Below are 15,479 nucleotides of genomic sequence, written 5' to 3' on the forward strand. Positions count from 1 at the left end.
ATGGTGTTCTCCGTCCGGGGTCGAGCTACCGTTCGACAAATGCGCGACCCATTTGCTCGGTGATCGGCTTTAGCAAATAGCTCATCATGGTCCGGCTGCCGGTCTGCATGAAGACTTCGGCCGGCATGCCTGGGACGAGTTGCAGGCCGCCGAGCCGGCGACGTTCATCATCGGGCAGCACGACCCTTACCGTGAAATAGGGGGCATTGGTCTGCTGATCACGGCTAGTATCGGCCGACACCAGGGACACCGTGCCGGAGAGTTGCGGTGTCACCCGCTGGTTGAAGGCCGAGAAGCGGACGAACGCCTTCTGGCCGGCACGAACCTGGTCGATATCCTGCGGCTGCAACCTTGCTTCGACCAATAGGTCATCCGTATCGGGCACGATTTCCATTATGACGTCGCCGGGACGGATGACGCCGCCGATGGTATGCGCGGCAAGTTTGTGGATCACGCCCGATGTCGGCGCACGCATTTCGATCCGATCGAGCAGATCCCGCGCGGCGACGCCGCGCTCGACGAGTTCGGCTTCCTTGCCCTGCGTTTCGCCAAGTTCCTTGACAACTTCGGTACGAAAATCCTGATCGAGGCGCGCGATCTGAAGCTGTGTCTCGCCGACCTTTGATTTCGTCTCGGCGATCGAGGATATCAATTGCCCGCGCTCGCCTTCAATCCGAGCGGTTTCACGCTGCAACGTCGTGAGACGCGTCAGCGGCACCAGTCGCTTGTCGTAGAGGTCCTTGACCCCAACAAGTTCGCCCGCAATCAACTCAAGCTGCTTGGCTTTGGAGTCCACTTGGGCCTCTTGTCCTGAAACCTCCTGACCGAGCTGCCCGATCTTGCTCTGCAAAACTTCCTTCTGACTCTTGCGCCCTTCGGATCGCGCCCTGAACAGCAAAGTCTCCGATGCCAGCAGGCTTCGGATGTTGTCCTCACCGACACGCGACATCAATGCCGGAGGAAATTCCAGCTGGTTCAGTCCGTCCCGTTCGGCGGTTAATCGCGCGATCCGCGCGCGCACCTCGTCGAGCTGCTTGCTCACAATCTGAAGACCGGTCTGGGCCTGGGTGGCGTCAAGCCGCAACAGCAAATCGCCGGCGGCGACGTGCGCACCGTTGGCGACCGTGATCTCGGCGACGACCCCGCCGGTGGGATGCTGGATGGTCTTGACATTGGATTGCACAACAAGATTTCCGGGCACCACCACGGCACCTGCAAGCGGCACGAGGGCAAACCAGCCGCCGCCCAGCACGGTGGACAGGAGCAGTATTCGAAGGCCGGCCCGCAACTGATTTTCAAACGACCAGCCGGCATCCGCCATCAGGCCGGCATCGGTCGCGGCGTTCGCCGGGGTGTGCGCGTTGCCATTGAGCAGGAATGAACCCGCAGCGACCAGGTTAGCGCCCCCAGTTCGAAGCAAGCGCGCAACGACTGTTGCCGGCATTGGCTGCCCGGAAAGCTTCGATTGCGCATTCGGGAGGGCCATCGACCGATGTGCAGCTTCCGGCGCGGGGATGGCCGGCCCCGGTTTTGTCAATTCCATCGATAGCGGATGGCCCGGTGCGAGACTCGGACTCGGATATCGCGGCGGCGCGACGGGAGCCGCGTCCGTCGGCTCTCTCTTGGGCTGCACTGGCACGACCGACCTGAGCCCGACCTGTTCAAGACAGTAGTCAATAACACGTCCCACCTTGCCCTTTTTCCGGCGTTTGAGCCGGCTGGTCTTGGTACGACCGCGTCCCGGTGAAACGTCAGGCGTTGGGCGACGGGCTCGCGATGCGTGCTGATTGTCCTCTGTCTCTCTGTCGAAGTCGCGGCTCAAGCGTTCCAATTCGAGAATCAGGGCCGCGCCTGGCGAACCATGCGCATCGCGCGCGACGCACTGCGCGGTCTCATTTGGGTGCAATGTGTTCTGCCGGGGCCGCATGTTCAAACTTCCTCTAGGGCGGCTACGCGAGGCGTCGCAGGCGCGGTCCGTGCAGCCGGCGGCTTTGCTCCAGGCGCGCCGGGCCCTCTTCCAACCCGTGCAAAGACCTCCTCACTTGGACCAAACGCAATCGCCCGGCCCTCATAGAGCACCATCGCCATATTCAGTACGGCAAGGGCGCTAGGGCGGTGCGATATGACGATGACGATGCTGCCGCTGCTGCGCAGAGTCTCGATAGCTCGGCTCAGGGAATTCTCGCCATCGGTGTCGAGGTTCGCGTTGGGCTCATCAAGCACAATCAGAAACGGGTCGCCGAAGGCGGCTCGCGCCAGACCGATCCGCTGGCGCTGACCGGCCGAGAGGGTCATACCGCCCTGGCCGATGCGCGTCGCATATCCCTGCGGCAGGCGCAGAATGAGATCGTGCACGCCGGCAATCCGCGCAGCCTTTAATATCGCTTCCGACGTCGCCCGCTCATCGAACCGGCAGATATTTTCAGCCACCGTACCCTCGAGCAGCGCCACATCCTGAGGCAAGTAGCCGATATGCCGGCCCAGATCTTCGTTGCGCCATTGATCGATAGCCGCTCCGTCGAGCCGCACGACACCTTCTCTGGCCGGCCAGATTCCGACGAGCGCCCTCGACAGTGAGGTCTTGCCGGAGGCACTGGCGCCGAGCAGCGCGAGCCCCATACCCGCTTTAAGCGAGAATGAAACGCCTGATACGATGGGCTTATCCATACCCGGAGCCGCGACCGCAAGATGTTCTACCGAGAGCTCTCGGCAGGGGCGCGGCAACGCAACTGGCGGCACAGGCGGCGGCGCCGTCGCCTCGCAGATGTCGCGCAGGCGGGCGAGCCCCTGGCGCGCGGTGACAAGCTGCTTCCAATTGCCGAGCACGACTTCAACCGGCGCCAGCGCGCGGCCCATCATGATCGATGAGGCGATCATGATGCCGCCCGAGGCCTGGTCGACCACGACGAGATAGGCGCCAATCCCCAGCATGCCGGACTGCAGTACGTAGCGCAGCAGCTTCGCTACCGATCCGAGATTGGCATATATGTCGTTGGCTCGGATGTTTTCGCGCAGATAGCGCTCATTGGCCTGCGACCAACGCACCGTGAAGCGGTCAATCATACCGAACGCGCGGATTACTTCGGCATTGCGCTGGGTCGTGTCCGCCAGTACCTGCCGGCGTGCACTTGAGTCCATCGCGGCCCTGGCCGCGCCGCGCGACAGCCGCTCTGTGAGCAAAGTCATCGCGATGATTGCAATAGTTCCAAGTAGCGCGGCAGCACCGATCGCTGGATGAAACAGAAACAGCGTGACCAGAAAAATCGGAATCCAGGGCATGTCCAGAAACGCCGTCGGTCCCATTCCCGACATGAAGGTGCGCACCTGGTCAAGATCGCGCAGCGGCTGCTGGAGCAGCATCGGGTTCGCGCCACGAAGCGGCAGCGTAGCGAGCGCATTATGGATCGGTTCCTGCATGCCGACATCGAACATGGTTGCTACCCGGCACAGCATCCGGGCGCGCAACGCCTCGAAATATGCTTGTATCAAGTAAGCGAGCAGCACCATCAATGAGAGGCCGAGCAGGGTCGCGATGTTGCGGCTCGGGATCACACGGTCATAGACCTGCAACATATAAAGAGAGCCGGACAGCATCAGGATGTTCACGACTCCGCTGAACCCGGCGACGCCGATCATACGTCGCGCGCTTTCGCGCAACCCAACAGCTACCGGGTTGTCGCCGGCCATCGCGGACAGTGGATTCGGTAAACCGAAGGACGGCATTCGCACGCGACTTTGAGCAACACTCATTTGGTTGCGTCCCCTACCAACATGTGAACAAAAGTAGCTTGACCGCCGACACGGACCATTTTCGGCAAAAAAGGGATCACTGAGGTTTTATGCGGGCAATTCCGTGACCATCAAACCCCCTGGGGAGCCGACGGCCGTCCAAATCTCAACTTGCGCGCGAGAATGTGCACGGTCTCGAAGGCGGCCGTCACATCTCGGCCGCCCTTCTTGGGACTTCGTTCAATCCTAAATTCCGAAGGGCTGTCTTCCGGCAGGTCGCGCCGGAAGACAGTTCGCCGAGTCCTAGTGGTGCCAGAAGTTCGCGTGCTGTTGCCAATCCTGGCCGCCCGTCGGGCTCGTCATCGAACCGGCAGACAATTGCTGCCAGTGGTGGCCCCATCCGTCTGATAACGAGTCCGCTGAGACGATCGTCGATGCAACCTCGGCCATCGAATGAGTGGACACTTGTTGCCACCAAGCGCGGCCGCCTCCTACCGCGTCCGGCGAGACGGATGTTGATGTATCGTCCGCTGAAAGATTATCAAATGCCTGCTGCAGCCAATGGTGACCACCTCGTACAAGTTCCTGCGAGACAGTCGCGGATGTATCCTGCTGCCACCATTGGTGGCCACCTCGCGCCGGATGCGGCGCCGTTGCTACGGGTGTATCTTCCGTGGTCGTGGAAGTACCATCGGTGGTCGATGTACCTCCCGTGGCCGTGGACGTGCTGCCGGTAGTCGTGGAGGTATCGTCCGTGGGCGTGGAAGTGCCGCCCGTGGTCGATGTACCTTCCATGCCTGTGGATGTCCCGCCAGCCGTCGTGGAAGTACCGTCCGTGGTCGAACCTGTGGCCGTCGACGTATTGTCGGTCGTTGTGGAGGTACCATCAGTGGCCATGGAGGTACCATCGGTTGAAGGAGCGCTGCCGGTCGTAGTGCCCGGATCCGAACCCGAGGCGGTCGGCGTCTCCTCCACCGGTGGTTGCTCGGTGACGGGGGGCGGCACAGTCGTCCCGGTGTTGCCTTCGTGATTCTCGATCCAATTCGCTTTGGCCTGCGCCCAGTAATCGCGGGCCGCCTGTCCCTGGAGAACTGTCCACCCCGCCGGCGGCATCGGGTAGTCGCTGGGGAGAGGCTCGTCGGACAAATTGAGGAGATAGTTGTTCGAGGACTCGATGGTGTGGTCCCACGCATCGAACATGCTGCGGTAGCTGTGATGGTGGACGTCCTCGATCGCGAAGACATTGTTCTTGAACACCAGGTTCGGCGTGACCTCGCCATCGGTCGCAGAGTCGGTCTTGATCATCGCCGAGTGCGTCATCTCGCCCTCGTAGAGGTACGACTTCATGCGCATGAGCACGCCATCGAGCGTCACGGTCTGGCCGCTGCCGTCAACCGGGCTCGCCGAGGACGGATCGATGCTGATGCCGCCGAAGACGCCGTCGAACAGACTGTCGCGGATGGTACCGGTCTGCAGCCTGTCGTTCTCGACAGCATCATCGCGGGCGTTCTCCACCCAGACGTCCTCGATGAGGAAATTTGGGCTGTTCCAGGAGACGCGGACCGCGTCCCAGGTGTTGGTGATGTGCCAGTCACGGATGACGACGTTCGGCGTGTCCTCTGTTCTGACGGCGGCCGAGTTGCCGTCACTGTACACGGTGCGCCAGTCGCTCGTCTGGTCGATCTGCCCGTTGATCGTACCGCCATCGAGGACGGCGCCGGGCGAGCTGTATACTTGGAAGGGGTAGTCGTTGCTCCCGCTTCCGGAGTTCGACTGGATCCACGATGCTGTCTCGGCATCGATGACTGTCCCGGACGCGAGACCGGATACCTTGTATGGCTGAGTGCCATAGCTGCCGGCCAGGGTAATCGTCGTCATGTACTGTTTCTCCATCCATCCTTTCGCTGTGCATTCCCGTAGTCTGGCTCAGCGACAAACGAGGCTGAATGAAGGTCGCTTCGAGATAAGATGAGGGCTGGGACACGGCGACGCCTTGAAGCGACATTGATATCGTTGGAGAATCAATCAGTGCTTGCGAGGGACCGCCATAGTTGTCTGCGGTGCAGACAGTCATCGTCACGTTCGTCGAATCAAACGCCTTAGGCTGAGGACAAGATCGATATCGCCAAGTTCAAGTGCGTGGTCTCGGTTTCGTGTGAAAGGTAATCTGATAAACTGGTGAAAGGTAGTTTGATAAGGAAGTCACGCGGCGCTGTGGTGAGCTCTCCTGCTGCTGGCCCCCTTGAAGAGGGCATCACGCCAGGGATGTTGAACAAGGTGCTGCTGCATTCCGATCCGGGCGTTGGAGCTTGCGAGCTGCCTCGACCTCATCGATTGCGAGTAACCAGCATTCCCGGGAGAGCGCTTGAGGGAATGGCCGAGCGGCTGGCCCATCATCCACAATGGGTACCTCTTTTTGACTGCCGGTAGCTCCGTTTGTCCGAAGGAATCGCTGCAACGCGCATGCTATTCTGTTTTCAGATAGAGGACGGAGTGTTGCCATGACGACTGAAAATCCAAAGGGCGCCGAGAGCGTCTCCAAACCGATCGCCTCGGAAGATCAAGCGCGCCGCGACTTTCTCAAGAAGGCGGGCCGCTTCGCGGTCGTGACACCCCCGGCGATAACGCTTCTCCTTGGCACGAGCCTGAATTCGCGAGCGATAGCCGGCTCGGCCGGCTCGGGCGGCAAGGGCGGTTCGCGTCCGGGCTGGGGTTTCGGAGATTCAAATCACACCCATATCGGCCCGCCAGGCAAGAGGTAGCGGTACTCGGGATGTCCGGCAGAACTCGTGTGTGATCGGCGGCCTGCCTGGCTGATGGGGGCCGCCGGCCAGTTGTCAAGCTTCCCATGTTTAGCGCGGTGACTTGCCCCGGCTATCGGACGAGTGCCGTCCGAGCCTGGGTGACGATGAACATAAGCCTGGTCAGGCGTCAGAAGGCATGTCACCGTGAACGCTCGAAACGCGCGGTCGATTGATCAAGCAGCGGTGCGAAGCCCTGGTCTTCATGCTGCGGCAGGATTCGTGATGCGAGGCCAGCTTGTGCGCATCCGAAACCAAAACATCCTATTTAGTCCGTCGCGGCAGGCGCTTTTCGCACTCAACGATATGGGCGGCGATATCTGGCGTTCTCTTGAAGACGGATTGTTGCCCGAAGCCATCTCATCCGAAATCGCGAGCAGGGGCGTCGATCGGCAGCAGGCGGTCGAGCATGTCGGCGCTGCGGTCAGGCAGTGGGAACGCCAGGGCCTGATCGACTTTCCCTCGAATTGGCTCTCTACATCGTCGGACGATCAGGTGAGCCAGGTCGTCGCGGTTGCGGGCTGCTGTGTCCAAATCGTCTATCCGATAGCGTACGCATTCCCAGCGGCGACGGTGTTTGGGCACCTTGAGGTCCATGAGGCCGTTGCCAACGTTGTGCTCAAATTGGTTGACTGCGGCGAGCGTCTCCACCTGTTCCGAGATCAGCAATGGATTCAATCATGCCGGCCCGACGAACTTGCCGTCGTGCTGAAGGGGCAACTCCTTACCGAAGTTCTTCAGCGTGCTACCTATGAACTTGCCCTCCATGCGGCCGCGCTCACGCGAGACGACCGCATCCTGCTCCTTTGCGGCAGCCCAGGTGCGGGTAAGACCACGCTAGCCTTGGGACTCCTGCAATCCGGGTTCGGCTTCGCGGGAGATGACGTGACGCTCCTTGATTCGACTGGATGTGGCGTGGGCATTCCTTTTGCTCCTGCCGTGAAAGCGGGAGCATTGCCCATCCTGGCAAAATATCTGCCGGACCTTGATCGCGCTGCAGTTTGGCGCCGCCCCGACCGCAGGCGCGTCCGCTTTCCTGTGCCTAAGGAACTCGCTTCATCCTCTCCCCGCAAGGTGGGCTGGGTCGTCTTGCTGCGCCGGCGGGCCAACTCAAGTGCCACGTTGACGCCGGTCGATGCGGTCGACGCCCTGCGCGGCCTGCTCAATGGTTCATTTGCCCCCTGCGGAGAATTGAGCTGCACTGCGTTTGACGCTCTGACCAAGATTATCGAATCGGCAAACATCTACTGCCTGACCTATTCGCATCTGGAGGATGCGATGGCGCTGATGCAGAAGGCCTGCCGATGATGCAGTCGGGTGCCGCGCTTGAGGTGTTGATCGCCGGACTTCGTGGACACGCGCTGCGCACGGCCGATTGGCGGCCGGTCATCGCCCTCGCAAATCGGACTTTGCTTACTCCGGCCTTGTTCTCAGCCCTCGTGCACAGCGGCGAGATCAATCGGCTGCCCGACGATGTACGCGAGTACTTGGGCTTTATTCACGACCGCAACGGGGAACGCAATGCGCGCCTGCGTGCGCAACTCGCTGAAGCCATCACTGCCCTGAACCGTCGGAGGATCGCTCCGCTCCTGCTCAAGGGGGCCGTTCCCCTGTTTTTTTCTAACGGCAATCAGATTACGCCTCGAATAACTAGCGACCTCGATCTGAGCGTGGACCCGGCGGAGGAGGAAAGCGCGCTGGAGTGCCTTGGCGGACTTGGTTATCTGCCATTGACGGACGGACGAGGCCTGGTGCGGCCGCTGGATGTCGGAGTCTTGGAGCTCCGGCGGACTCAAGAAAGCGAGCTGCGGCCATCGACGCCCGTCGAACTGGGCGGTCTCTTGGCGAAAATTCCGTCGCCGCAGTCTCGCGCCCTGCACTGGATCGTTCATGATCTCTTCAAAGAGGGCGACTATTGGCGCGGCAGAATTGACCTCAGGCATCTGCACGATCTCGCGCAACTGGCGGAAAGCGCCAGTTTGGACTGGACGTTGCTGCGAGCAGCAATGCCGGACCGAAGAAGTCGCAACGCGCTTGATACTCAACTCCTTGCCTTGCGCGAACTCTTTGGGGTGACAATTCCCTTTGAGCCCACGCGACGTCCGATGGTTCGCTACCAGCACTGGAGACGCATTTTCACCGCGAGACATCCCATAATAGGTGCGCCGGTGCGACTGGTCGGCAATCTGGCATGGGGCGCGTGGCGGCTGTCACAGGCCGGCGATTTGGTGCAACGTGGTCCCGTTGACCTTGGGCGTCGCATGGTCCGCACACTGCTGGAAAGTGATCACCGGGCGAAGATCTAGTATTTCGCGCGCCTAAACATGTCGGCAGCCAAAGGCTGCACTCAGGTACGGGCGTTTACCTACGGTGTGGGCGTTCTCCTACAAGTGTCAAATCTGGCGATACCACTCAAGAGCCGTAGATCGCTTCCAAAGGATACTTGGCCCCTCCCAAGAATTGTGGCTCGGTCTCATCTGTGCATGGGGCGCCGCCTTTCTCGAGGAGCCAGTGATGGCTCGCTACTTTTTTCATGTTAGCGACGGCACTTTGGTGTTGGATGACGTCGGCGTGGAGCTGCCGGACATCACCTCCGCGCAAGCGACAGCTCTTCAGTTGATTGCTGAAATTCTCAAGGATGGGATGATCGGGCCGTCGTGCAATGAGCTTTGCTGGCGTGTCGAAGTGACCGACAGCCCCGAGTTAGGCGGCGAAAGGTTCTTCGTGGTCAATTTTTCCATCACCCCATTAACGAGCCCATGAACCAGCGCCAAGTCGGCCTACAAGGTCCTGTGTGGCTAACGAAGACTAACGCGGCGGCAGTGTAGCCACGCCCGTGGAGAACTGGCGCAGGAATTCGCCGCAGCAAATAGGTTGTTCATGCCGCCCCCTCGGGCGATCGCATTAGTCGCGTGCGGACTTGATTTCATCGGCGATAGTGGAGTGCGTTCCGGGTGAAGCTTCGAATGACCCCTCACCATCTTCCTGGGAGGCGTCCAGCTTGTGAACTTGTGAGATGGCGAGGGTCGCGAGCACCGTCCGATTGCTTACATCGAGCTTCTGGAAGATACGATGAAGATGAACCTTTATTGTGCCATCGGTTAGATTCAGTCGGCGAGCAATTTCCTTGTTCGACAATCCCTCAGACACTAGACGCATAATCTGACGCTCCCGGTCAGTGAGGGCATGCGTTGCTTTGGCCTTGTTCGGGGTTTCCTGAGCTGATTCCAACTCATATGAAGTGGGTGGCGATGATATGTGATGGTTCGCAACTTGCCGCAGAATCTGCAGCAAAAGGTTGGGCTCTGTATCCTTGGAGATAACACTGTGGGCACCTCCCGAAGCCAGGATCGCTATATCGCTCTCATAGATATCGCCTGTGAAAAGAACGACGCGCGTGCGAAGTGTCTCCGCCCTGATCACGGCGAGAATTTTTCTCCCGCCGATATTGGGCAATGTCGGATCGACAAGGGCGATCTCCGGCGCGAATAGCCTGATCGCTTCGATGCAGCTCGGTCCATCACCGCAGCAGGCGACTAACCTGAAATCACGTTCTGTCCCGAGTACGTTAGCCAGGCCTTGCCGAACTATGGGATGGCGATCCGCAATAACCACACGGATACAATGCACACGCGAACTCCAATAAACGCGTATTCAAGAACGTCATTAAACTATCACAAAAATGTCGCGTCATTTAGGCTTTGTTGTGCCGGGCAGCGTTAGGTTCCCACCCAACGGCAATGCATTCGTTCATGGGAACTCTACTTGTGTGACTGCGACATTCCGCAGCAAATGTCGTTTTCGGAGACGCCGTTATAACGAGAGATATATGGTGATATCGGGTATTTAACTCTAACATGACACACATATGACGAAAGTCCAGCGGGAGGGTGACCTCAGATTGGCAGACTGAGGCTTAAATAGGGGGGTAAGTGCCCAGCACATATTGACGATCGCTTAGAAGGGCGGATCCAACCGCAGCCGACGCCTTGTCTTTTGTCCGGAGTTCATCATGAAGCGGCGACGCGATTTTTCAATCATACTTGTCGGAGAACGAGGTCTACTTAGAGAGGGAATCGAGCGAATCTTACGCTCAGCCAATTTCCGCATCAGGGCTTCGGTAGCGCCGGGCGATGATCTGATCTCTAGTCAGGTTGGAGCCGACCAGTTGCTTTTTGTGATGGTTCAAGCCGGCGATGACTTTGATGTCACCATCGAGCAAATCGAATTTCTAAGAAATCACCATCCCGGTGCGCGCGTCGCTATTGTCGATACCCACTATCGGCTGGACGATGTGGTGGCAGCTTTCCGCGCAGGGGCTAATGGCTATTTTGCTGACGTCACGAGTTGCGAGGTCTTCGCCAAGTCGGTGGAATTGGTGATGCTGGGTGAACTCGTCTTTCCTCCGGCATTCCTGTCGTTTCCTCTTGTTGACGATCATCACGTCAGTAACCGTGCACCGACTGTCGGCAGCAGTCGAACGGTGCTCGCAACCGGCACCATCGACCCACGGCTCTCTCCGCGTGAGCGGTCTATTTTGCGCTGTCTGATTGAGGGCGATTCGAACAAATGCATCGCCCGAAAGATCGAAATTGCTGAAGCTACCGTAAAGGTCCATATCAAGGCGATTCTTCGCAAAATCCAGGTTCAGAACCGGACACAGGCCGCGATCTGGGGCGTCAACCATCCGTTCCTGGCAGAGGCGCCCGAGACTGCCTTGGTGCCATCGAATGCAGTCGCCAACGGCGAACTTCCTGTTCCTTGCAATGGCGGAGAACGGCAGTTCAGAGTTGAAGGCAAGTAGCCGTCGCGAGCATTGGCTTCTCACGAATAGGTGCGACAACAGCCGCACTGCACTGCATGGAGCGGTCTCCAGAGCCGCTTGCCGCGGAGCGAGGTGGCACAGCTTCAGCACAAGCTCCGATTCGTGAACAGGGTTGAAAACCGACGTGGTAGCCGCGATTGCTCGCTTCTCGCGCCGCTGCTTCTTGGCTGCTCTGTTACGGCCTGCCGGCCCTCAGCTGGAGGGATGCTTGTTCGCACCATGCGAGAATGAAGTGACGCGCAGGATTCCCGCGCTCTTAGTTCGCCAGCCGGCCAAGCGAGGTGTGTTTTTCAGCGGGTGCGGCGGCTTCCGCAACTTGATCGTGTGATATACCGTTCTTTGCCGAAATAAGCGGAGCTGAACTTATCGCCCAAATAGCGGCCTGCGTGCGATTGTGGACCCGGATCTTTCGAAGGATCGATTTGACATGGACCTTCGCAGTCGCCTCGGAAATGGCCAGCTTACGCGCGATACTTTTGTTGGAATCACCCTGGATAAGGCAACGCAGGATCGATTGTTGCCGCGTTGACAGTGGCGTTAGGCTGGCCATGTCGTGCGGCACAAGTTCATTCGTTCCCTCCTTGATCCCGACCATCTCGGCAGCATCTCCATGCTTATCTTCAGAAGCAGTCATGGGGTGAGCTGCGTCGCCGCAATGGCTGGCCGCTTGGCCGCGGTTTTGCTCTTGCTGGTAACAGATGAAACTCAGTATTTCAGGAGGCAAAAACGTCACGCCGAGCATGACCAACTCTAGGGTCTTGATAAACGTATCGCTCGCTACGGACTTGGCCAAATAAGCGTTGGCGCCCAGCCGAAATGCCGAGATCATTGTACTTAGCTGGCGCTGATGAGCCAGCAATGCAACGCGTCCTGCCGGACATCGCTGCTTAAACGACTTCAGTTGTGCGAATGCCACATCGACGTCATCGCCGACATCGATGACGAGCAGGATCGGCGGCTGTTGAGGGAACGAGTTCGGGATCAGCTCGTCAACGCTGCATCCCGATGCGAAAATACGAAAGCCAGCCGAACTCAAAATCCGAGCGAGGCCTTCCCTTAGCAGCGCATTTTGGCCGACAAGAAGGGTATCCGTAGTTGCACGGGTCATGGTGGCCTCGCTGATCTGGGGCGGCCTATTGGCCAACCCCGTGGCTGTTGCGCCCCCTTGATTTCAATCAGCGAAACGCCACCCGCGTTTCGATTTAACCGTGCCGCCCCATGTCAAGTTGGTGATGGTGGCCTGTCAGGCGCCGCCATGCGCCATCGAAGAAGGTTAAATGAAAATTTAGCACAATCAAACAATCAAAGTGATTACCCCTTTATGCAGGGGAGCCGTGTCGTCGCTACGCCTAGCGGACTATTCAATGATTGGCGCGATATCGACGCGCCAATCGGGTAGTTCCCGCGCAATTTTTTACCATCGCAGCAATGGGAAACGGCCATTCAATTGGCCGTCTCGTTGCGCGGGCACCGTTCGGAGGAGGCGCCCATTATTGCGGCTGGCGATGCGCATGGCTCCTCATCGCGTGTCGGCCTCTCGGCCGCTATACGAACAGCAACGCGCTCTGAAGGTCGATCTCGATCATGCGACCATCGCTGACGTGGGAATTTCCGTAGTCGGCGACATAGAGATTGAGCTTGCCGGGATCGTCGTTCGGGTCGCTGCTTGGCGCCAGTTCGAGGTCCTTGACCTTGGCTGACGTGTCGGTGTTTCGGAACCCCTCGAGCACGTCAAGCTTTTGTAGGATGTTGCCGCTGCGGTCGACGACCCAGATGTCCGGGCTGAAGCCGCCGCCGACAAAGAAGACGTTGTGAGCGGCGTCGTATGCCAGCGCCTCGGGATCCTTGATTTCTGCGGGCAGCGTGATGGTCGAGAAGACCTGAGTACCGGTGTTGTTGATCTCGACGATCGAGCGGCCTCCAACACTCCCGTTCGCGATGAACAGGTGGCCGTTGCTCGGATTGACAGCCACGTCCTCCGGATCATTGCAGCCAAGGGGCTTCAGATCGAATTGTCCCTGCCTGACGGTGGGATTGGCCGGATCAACCCAGTATAGTTTGAATGCGTCGTCATCGGAGATGTACAGGCGCTGCGTGCTGGAGTCGAAGGCCAGGCCGGTCGGCTCATCCGTGAAATTCAACAGGCTAAACGACTTGACGAGAGTGCCGTCGGTTTGCAGCTTCCACAGATTTGTCGCGCGGGAGAATGGGGATTCTTCAACTTCGGAATCGCAGACGAACAGTCCCATTCCGGGCACGTAGGCGATCCCAGACGGGTCGGTGCTACCGAGCGCCGCCATGTTGGTGCTCGCGACGACTGTCGGTGTTCCGCTACTGTCGTCATTGGTGATGGTGCCGAGGCCCTGGCCGTCGGTGATGGTGCCCCCGTTGGTGGGGTGGGTGAGGTTGAGGAAGAACGTCTCGTTAGGTTCGACCGCGGTGTCGCCGTTGACCGTCACCGAGACGGTCCCCGTCGCCTGTCCGGCAGCGAAGTTCAAGGTCCCTCCCGCAGCCAAGTAATCAGAGCCAGCGGTCGCCGTGCCGTTGGCGGTGGCGAAGTCAACGGCGAATGCTGCGCTGCCGGTGTGGCTCACAGTGAAAGTCGCCGTCTTAGTCCCGCTGTTGCCCTCGGTGATCGTTGCGTCGCTGATCGAGATATTGCCGACGACAGCCGGGACGTCATCATTGGTGATGGTGCCGAGGCCCTGGCCATCGACGATGGTGCCGCCGTTGGTGGCGTTGGCCAGATTGAGCAAGAACGTTTCGTTGGGTTCGATGACGGTGTCGCCATTGATTGTCACCGAGACCGTCCGACTGGCCTGTCCCGCCGCGAAGTTCAACGTGCCCCCGGCTGCCAGGTAGTCGGAACCAGCCGTCGCCGAGCCGTCGGCAGTGGCGAAGTCGACGGCAAAGGCCGCGGTCCCGGTGCGGCTTACCGTGAAGGTTGCCGTCCTGGTCCCGCTGTTGCCTTCTGCAATCATGACATCGCTGATCGAGATATCGCCAACGTCGGGGGTGGCGGTAGCTCCGGAGATCGCGAAACTACTGGCGCTAACGGCAGCGCCCGTCTGCAATGTCGCCAGCGCTATGCCGGCGCTGGCACCGGATCCGTCGGGATCCCACATCACTGAGCGGGTAGTGCCATTGTAGAGGAATTGGCCATGGCCAGCGGCCGTGCCTTGGTTCCCGGTCACAGTGGCAAACCAAGCTGGATCGAGGACCAAGTCACCGGAGCCATTGTCGATGAGGCCGCTGCCCCCGCTCAGTCCGTAGTCGCTGGCAGTGATGCCGAACTTGTCCTCGGCCGCGAAATCCGTGATGGTGACGGTGTTGGCTGCATCGGCCGGGCCGAACTTGAACGTATCACCTCCCAAGCCGCCGGTGAGTGTATCCTTGCCGCCACCCCCGCTGATGATGTTGGCGTTCGAGTTGCCGACGATCGTGTTGACTTGGGCGTTGCCAGTGGCGCTGATGGCGACGGCGGACTCCAGTAGCACCAACCTCTCGAGGAATGGACTTAGGGTGTAGCTCACGGTGCTGTAGACCCTATCAGTGCCGCCGTCGTCCACGCCGGAACTAGTCGTTTCGCTGACGATGTCGTTCACATCGTCGACGTAGTAGTCGTCGCTGCCGGTCCCGCCGAACATGGTGTCCGCGCCGGCATCGCCGTGCATGGCGTCGTTACCGGCCCCGCCAAATAGCGTATCGTCGCCGGCACCCCCGTTAAGGTGATCACGCCCGCCCAGACCCGAGATGGTATCGGATTCGGCTGTGCCAGTGAGATCGGGGTCGTCGAGTTCAGTGCCGATAATGTTTGCCATGGTACTGGCTCCGGGGCGCAATTGGGGTTTTGCTTGGATTTTGCTGCGACACCCGCAGACGAACTATCAGGAGGAATGACAGGGGTCGCTGCTGATTCAACCTATACGATTGACGCCGCTGCGGGTAACGCCGCTGTTGGGCTACCTCATATTTTCCGTTTGATATTGAAATCGGCGCCCTTGTTGGATGCTCTCTGACGTGGCGTAACGCGCCATCGAGTCATTCCTGCTCGCTGAGAGCAGTGTCTGACGGTGCGCGGTGGCGGCGAGCATTTGAAGGAACCGACTGCATTCACGCGTACC

11 protein-coding genes are annotated in these 15,479 nt (G+C 59.5%); 5 read left to right on the forward strand and 6 right to left on the reverse strand.

Annotated features, from left to right (window positions below; genetic code table 11):
* Positions 1 to 25 precede the first annotated feature (25 nt).
* The 3 genes from QA643_RS08925 to QA643_RS08935 all read right to left on the reverse strand — a co-directional run bounded on the left by QA643_RS08925 (position 26) and on the right by QA643_RS08935 (position 5,607).
* Entirely contained in the window at positions 26 to 1,927 is a 1,902-nt protein-coding gene (locus QA643_RS08925) for an HlyD family type I secretion periplasmic adaptor subunit (protein ID WP_283032820.1), read from the reverse strand.
* Positions 1,928 to 1,929: 2 nt separating this feature from the next.
* On the reverse strand, positions 1,930 to 3,636 hold the full coding sequence (locus QA643_RS08930; protein WP_283034748.1) for a type I secretion system permease/ATPase: 1,707 nt from the start codon (positions 3,634 to 3,636) through the stop codon (positions 1,930 to 1,932).
* A gap of 396 nt (positions 3,637 to 4,032) precedes the next feature.
* Complete coding sequence (locus QA643_RS08935; RefSeq protein WP_283032821.1) at positions 4,033 to 5,607, reverse strand: right-handed parallel beta-helix repeat-containing protein; 1,575 nt, start codon at positions 5,605 to 5,607, stop codon at positions 4,033 to 4,035.
* A gap of 623 nt (positions 5,608 to 6,230) precedes the next feature.
* Between QA643_RS08935 and QA643_RS08940 the strand changes: the two genes are divergently transcribed.
* The 4 genes from QA643_RS08940 (at position 6,231) to QA643_RS08955 (ending at position 9,293) form a co-directional block, all read left to right on the forward strand.
* Positions 6,231 to 6,491, forward strand: coding sequence for a hypothetical protein (locus QA643_RS08940; RefSeq protein ID WP_283032822.1), 261 nt, complete (start codon positions 6,231 to 6,233; stop codon positions 6,489 to 6,491).
* 264 nt (positions 6,492 to 6,755) lie between these two features.
* On the forward strand, positions 6,756 to 7,838 hold the full coding sequence (locus QA643_RS08945) for a PqqD family peptide modification chaperone (RefSeq protein WP_283032823.1): 1,083 nt from the start codon (positions 6,756 to 6,758) through the stop codon (positions 7,836 to 7,838).
* Positions 7,835 to 8,836, forward strand: coding sequence for a nucleotidyltransferase family protein (locus tag QA643_RS08950; RefSeq protein WP_283032824.1), 1,002 nt, complete (start codon positions 7,835 to 7,837; stop codon positions 8,834 to 8,836). The genes QA643_RS08945 and QA643_RS08950 overlap by 4 nt, the downstream gene beginning before the upstream one ends.
* Positions 8,837 to 9,044: 208 nt before the next feature.
* Positions 9,045 to 9,293, forward strand: coding sequence for a hypothetical protein (locus QA643_RS08955; protein WP_283032825.1), 249 nt, complete (start codon positions 9,045 to 9,047; stop codon positions 9,291 to 9,293).
* Positions 9,294 to 9,434: 141 nt separating this feature from the next.
* On the opposite strand, the gene QA643_RS08960 is transcribed toward QA643_RS08955, so the two are convergent.
* Positions 9,435 to 10,160, reverse strand: coding sequence for a response regulator transcription factor (locus QA643_RS08960; protein ID WP_283032826.1), 726 nt, complete (start codon positions 10,158 to 10,160; stop codon positions 9,435 to 9,437).
* A 382-nt stretch (positions 10,161 to 10,542) separates the two neighbouring features.
* On the opposite strand from QA643_RS08960, the gene QA643_RS08965 reads away from it, so the two are divergent.
* Positions 10,543 to 11,334 carry a response regulator transcription factor gene (locus QA643_RS08965; RefSeq protein WP_283032827.1) on the forward strand — a complete coding sequence of 264 codons (792 nt, stop codon included), beginning with the start codon at positions 10,543 to 10,545 and terminating at the stop codon, positions 11,332 to 11,334.
* 277 nt (positions 11,335 to 11,611) lie between these two features.
* On the opposite strand, the gene QA643_RS08970 is transcribed toward QA643_RS08965, so the two are convergent.
* Both QA643_RS08970 and QA643_RS08975 read right to left on the reverse strand, forming a co-directional pair.
* Entirely contained in the window at positions 11,612 to 12,463 is an 852-nt protein-coding gene (locus QA643_RS08970) for a response regulator transcription factor (protein ID WP_283032828.1), read from the reverse strand.
* Positions 12,464 to 12,899: 436 nt separating this feature from the next.
* On the reverse strand, positions 12,900 to 15,176 hold the full coding sequence (locus QA643_RS08975; RefSeq protein ID WP_283032829.1) for a Calx-beta domain-containing protein: 2,277 nt from the start codon (positions 15,174 to 15,176) through the stop codon (positions 12,900 to 12,902).
* Between the last annotated feature and the right edge of the window lie 303 nt (positions 15,177 to 15,479).

This window comes from Bradyrhizobium sp. CB3481 (genome assembly GCF_029714305.1).
In the GTDB taxonomy this organism is placed as follows: Bacteria; Pseudomonadota; Alphaproteobacteria; order Rhizobiales; family Xanthobacteraceae; genus Bradyrhizobium.

Excerpts from the sequence above, each read along its gene's own strand:
- QA643_RS08935 (WP_283032821.1), bottom strand. The coding sequence starts at position 5,607 with ATGACGACGATTACCCTGGCCGGCAGCTATGGCACTCAGCCATACAAG.
- QA643_RS08940 (WP_283032822.1), top strand. The coding sequence starts at position 6,231 with ATGACGACTGAAAATCCAAAGGGCGCCGAGAGCGTCTCCAAACCGATC.
- QA643_RS08975 (WP_283032829.1), bottom strand. The coding sequence starts at position 15,176 with ATGGCAAACATTATCGGCACTGAACTCGACGACCCCGATCTCACTGGC.
- QA643_RS08970 (WP_283032828.1), bottom strand. The coding sequence starts at position 12,463 with ATGACCCGTGCAACTACGGATACCCTTCTTGTCGGCCAAAATGCGCTG.
- QA643_RS08930 (WP_283034748.1), bottom strand. The coding sequence starts at position 3,636 with ATGATCGGCGTCGCCGGGTTCAGCGGAGTCGTGAACATCCTGATGCTG.
- QA643_RS08925 (WP_283032820.1), bottom strand. The coding sequence starts at position 1,927 with ATGCGGCCCCGGCAGAACACATTGCACCCAAATGAGACCGCGCAGTGC.
- QA643_RS08945 (WP_283032823.1), top strand. The coding sequence starts at position 6,756 with ATGCGAGGCCAGCTTGTGCGCATCCGAAACCAAAACATCCTATTTAGT.
- QA643_RS08955 (WP_283032825.1), top strand. The coding sequence starts at position 9,045 with ATGGCTCGCTACTTTTTTCATGTTAGCGACGGCACTTTGGTGTTGGAT.
- QA643_RS08950 (WP_283032824.1), top strand. The coding sequence starts at position 7,835 with ATGATGCAGTCGGGTGCCGCGCTTGAGGTGTTGATCGCCGGACTTCGT.
- QA643_RS08965 (WP_283032827.1), top strand. The coding sequence starts at position 10,543 with ATGAAGCGGCGACGCGATTTTTCAATCATACTTGTCGGAGAACGAGGT.